Here is a 2,951-nt window from a genome sequence, read left to right as displayed (position 1 = left end):
GGAGCTGGGAACCCAAATGGAATATTGATACTATTTTAGAAGAAATATTAATATTCGGTCAAAACAATCTTGAATTTATTAAAACTTTATAATTGCGCATTGCATTTTTTGTACAATACAATCATCCGGTAGGTACATATTTTAGATGGCATAATATGGCCCGTGCATTACAATTATTGGGACACGAAGTAGATATTTATGCAGGTGACCATAATTGGAAGGCTAAGAGAAGAATTGAGTATCGTGATGGCATCACTTACTTTATAATACCATCCTGGCCAACTGCTCGTTTATTATATGCACCAAATGATTTCTTTTCTGCATTTCGTTGGTTACTGTATCTGCCCAAAAAAAAATATGATGTATATCACCTTTATCAACCCTTTTTGCATGCCTCATTAGCATGGTACTATCTACGTTATACAAAAAGAAAAGCCTTGTTTTTGTTTGATTGGGATGATTTATGGTCCGGCGGTTTATTCTTATATCCAAAGGGATGGAGAGAAAAATATTTAATGCTTATCACAAATTGGTTGGAAAAAAAATTACCACAACAAGCAGATGGGGTTACTGTTTGTTCTACCTATCTTAAAGGACTATTATTATTTACAAACAAAGTTGTAATTATAAAAAACGGGTTTTGGCCTAAAACACTTCCGGATAAGAAGAGCCTTCGCAGTAAATGGAAATTACAGGACGAAATTTTTTATTTGGCGTACATTGGTAAAACTGCTGATGAATTAGATTGGATATTAGAGGCATTTTCTTTTTTAAAAGAACAGATAGCTGCCCCTTTTGCGCTTGTAATAGCAGGTCCACCGGCTTCCTATGTAGAACAACTAATGCGAGGATGCAAATATGCTTCAATGGTTCGATATCTTGGAAGTTTAAATGCTGCAGATGCTGCAGATATTGCAGCAGCTGTGGATTTAGGATTGATTCCTTTGGCTGATAATGCTTTTAATAGGAGTCGTTTTCCTGTAAAATTTTTAGATTTTCTTTCTGTTCAAACACCCGTTTATGTATCTGAGGTTGGCGATATTGGGCAGTTGGCAAAAAAAATATCCGGTGCATTCGTAGGTCCCTGTGATAAAAATAATTGGATTAGGGGTATCGTCGGCGCGGTACAACAAATACTTGAATACAAGAAAAATAAGCCAAACACAGAGGAATTAACCCCTTTTTTGTGGCAGGAACTTGCAAAAGAACAATCACAGTTTTATTTAACCCTACAAGCAAAGCTATAAGTAATGAAAAAGCCTATTGTTTTTTTAGTGTGTACCGGTGTTGGACATGTTCGCAGGGGTTACGAGTCATTTACCGAGGAGTGTTTTGCAGCGTTAAAAGATAGTCAACATTTTCAATTGTATTTATTGAAAGGAGGAGGTGTAAAAGAAAAACAGTGTTTTCGGGTTCCTTGTATTCAGCGGAATTCCTTTTTAGGAAAAAAGTTATCGAAAGTATTTCGGACAGAAGCTTATGCCATTGAACAATTTAGTTTTTGGTTGGCTATGTGGCCTTTGTTGTTTTGGTATCGGCCCAAAGTTATTTACTATAGCGATTTTAAATTAGGTACCTGGCTTTGGCAATTGCGTCGATTTATAAAGTTTCGCTATCAATTATTGTTTTCAAATGGAGCACCCAACGGTCCCCCTTTTACACGGATGGATCATGTACAGCAGTTGCTGCCTTTATATGTAGAACAGGCATGCCTAGCGGGGACTGCAATTGAACGACAAACTTTATTGCCATATGCCATTACCATTCAGGAGGAAAAAATTAAAGCAATTCTGGAGAATAAAATAGGCGTAAGAGAACAACTTGGATTGCCGCTTGACAAAAAAATTATCATTAGTGTAGGCGCTTTAAACAAATATCATAAAAGAATGGATTATGTGGTGCGAGAGTTTTATAAATTAAAGCGTTCAGATTTTTTTTTAGTCTTATTAGGTCAATTCGACGCAGAATCTAATGAAATCATAAAACTAGCTGATGAGTTGCTACCAGGAAACAATTTTATCATTAAACAAGTAAACAGTAAACAGGTATTAGAATATTTGTGTGTAGCTGATTATTTTATATTGGCATCTTTGTCCGAAGGTTTACCAAGGGTATTGCCGGAAGCTTTGAGTGCGGGTTTGTTGCCCATTGTACATGATTATCCGGTGACACGCCAAACATTAGGAGACTATGGATTGTATTTAAATCTACAGAATGAAGGTCAATTAAAAGAAGCGATTCTTCAAATCAATGACAAAAAGGTACAACCCATTGTATTATTGCAATATGCAATCAGCCATTATTCATGGAGTACATTAAAAAGTCAGTATGAGCAAATGATTCTTCAATTAATTTCAAGCAATGAAGCATAGTATTTTTTACAAAATAAGATTAAAGTTTATTTATTTATCCACTCAAAAAATGAACGTCGCCTTAGTAGGTGGGCATTATCTGGAAATACATTCTATTAATAAGAATGATTTTGTTTTTGATTTAGGAGGAAATTTGGGAAATTTTTCCTCAGCAATCTTAGATCAATTTGGCTGTACCTGTTATATAGTTGAACCCAATCCAGTCCTTTTTTCACAATTACCTAAGCATAAAAATTTAATCCCCTTAAACTATGCAATTACAGATAAAGAGGGCGATATAGCATTTGAAATTTCCGAAAATAATGAAGCCAGTAGTGTTTTTTTAAGTATTGCTTCTAAATGGAATTATCAAAAAACAATTACGGTAAGGAGTAAAACTTTAAATAATCTTATGATTGAATTAAAAATTCCGGCCATCGATATATTGAAAATAGATATTGAAGGCGCAGAGTTAGTTTTATTCAAAAGTCTGTCAGATACTGATATTACCCAAATAAAACAAATATCAGTTGAGTTTCATGAAAGTTTTGATATCTCTTTAGCAAAAGACACCTATAAAACTGTTAGAAGAATTGCTCG

General features: G+C 34.5%; 3 protein-coding genes. All 3 read left to right on the top strand.

Annotation, left to right across the window (positions count from 1 at the left end; genetic code table 11):
* Positions 1 to 92: 92 nt before the first annotated feature.
* Positions 93 to 1,247 carry a glycosyltransferase gene (locus ACP5P5_RS13610; RefSeq protein ID WP_428286660.1) on the top strand — a complete coding sequence of 385 codons (1,155 nt, stop codon included), beginning with the start codon at positions 93 to 95 and terminating at the stop codon, positions 1,245 to 1,247.
* A gap of 3 nt (positions 1,248 to 1,250) precedes the next feature.
* Complete coding sequence (locus tag ACP5P5_RS13605) at positions 1,251 to 2,372, top strand: glycosyltransferase (RefSeq protein ID WP_428286659.1); 1,122 nt, start codon at positions 1,251 to 1,253, stop codon at positions 2,370 to 2,372.
* On the top strand, positions 2,362 to 2,951 hold a 590-nt coding region (locus ACP5P5_RS13600), incomplete at its 3' end, for an FkbM family methyltransferase (protein ID WP_428286658.1). The genes ACP5P5_RS13605 and ACP5P5_RS13600, both read left to right, overlap by 11 nt.

It is taken from the genome of Hydrotalea sp. (genome assembly GCF_049968455.1).
In the GTDB taxonomy this organism is placed as follows: domain Bacteria; phylum Bacteroidota; class Bacteroidia; order Chitinophagales; family Chitinophagaceae; genus Hydrotalea.
This window is presented reverse-complemented; position numbering and strand designations above follow the sequence as displayed.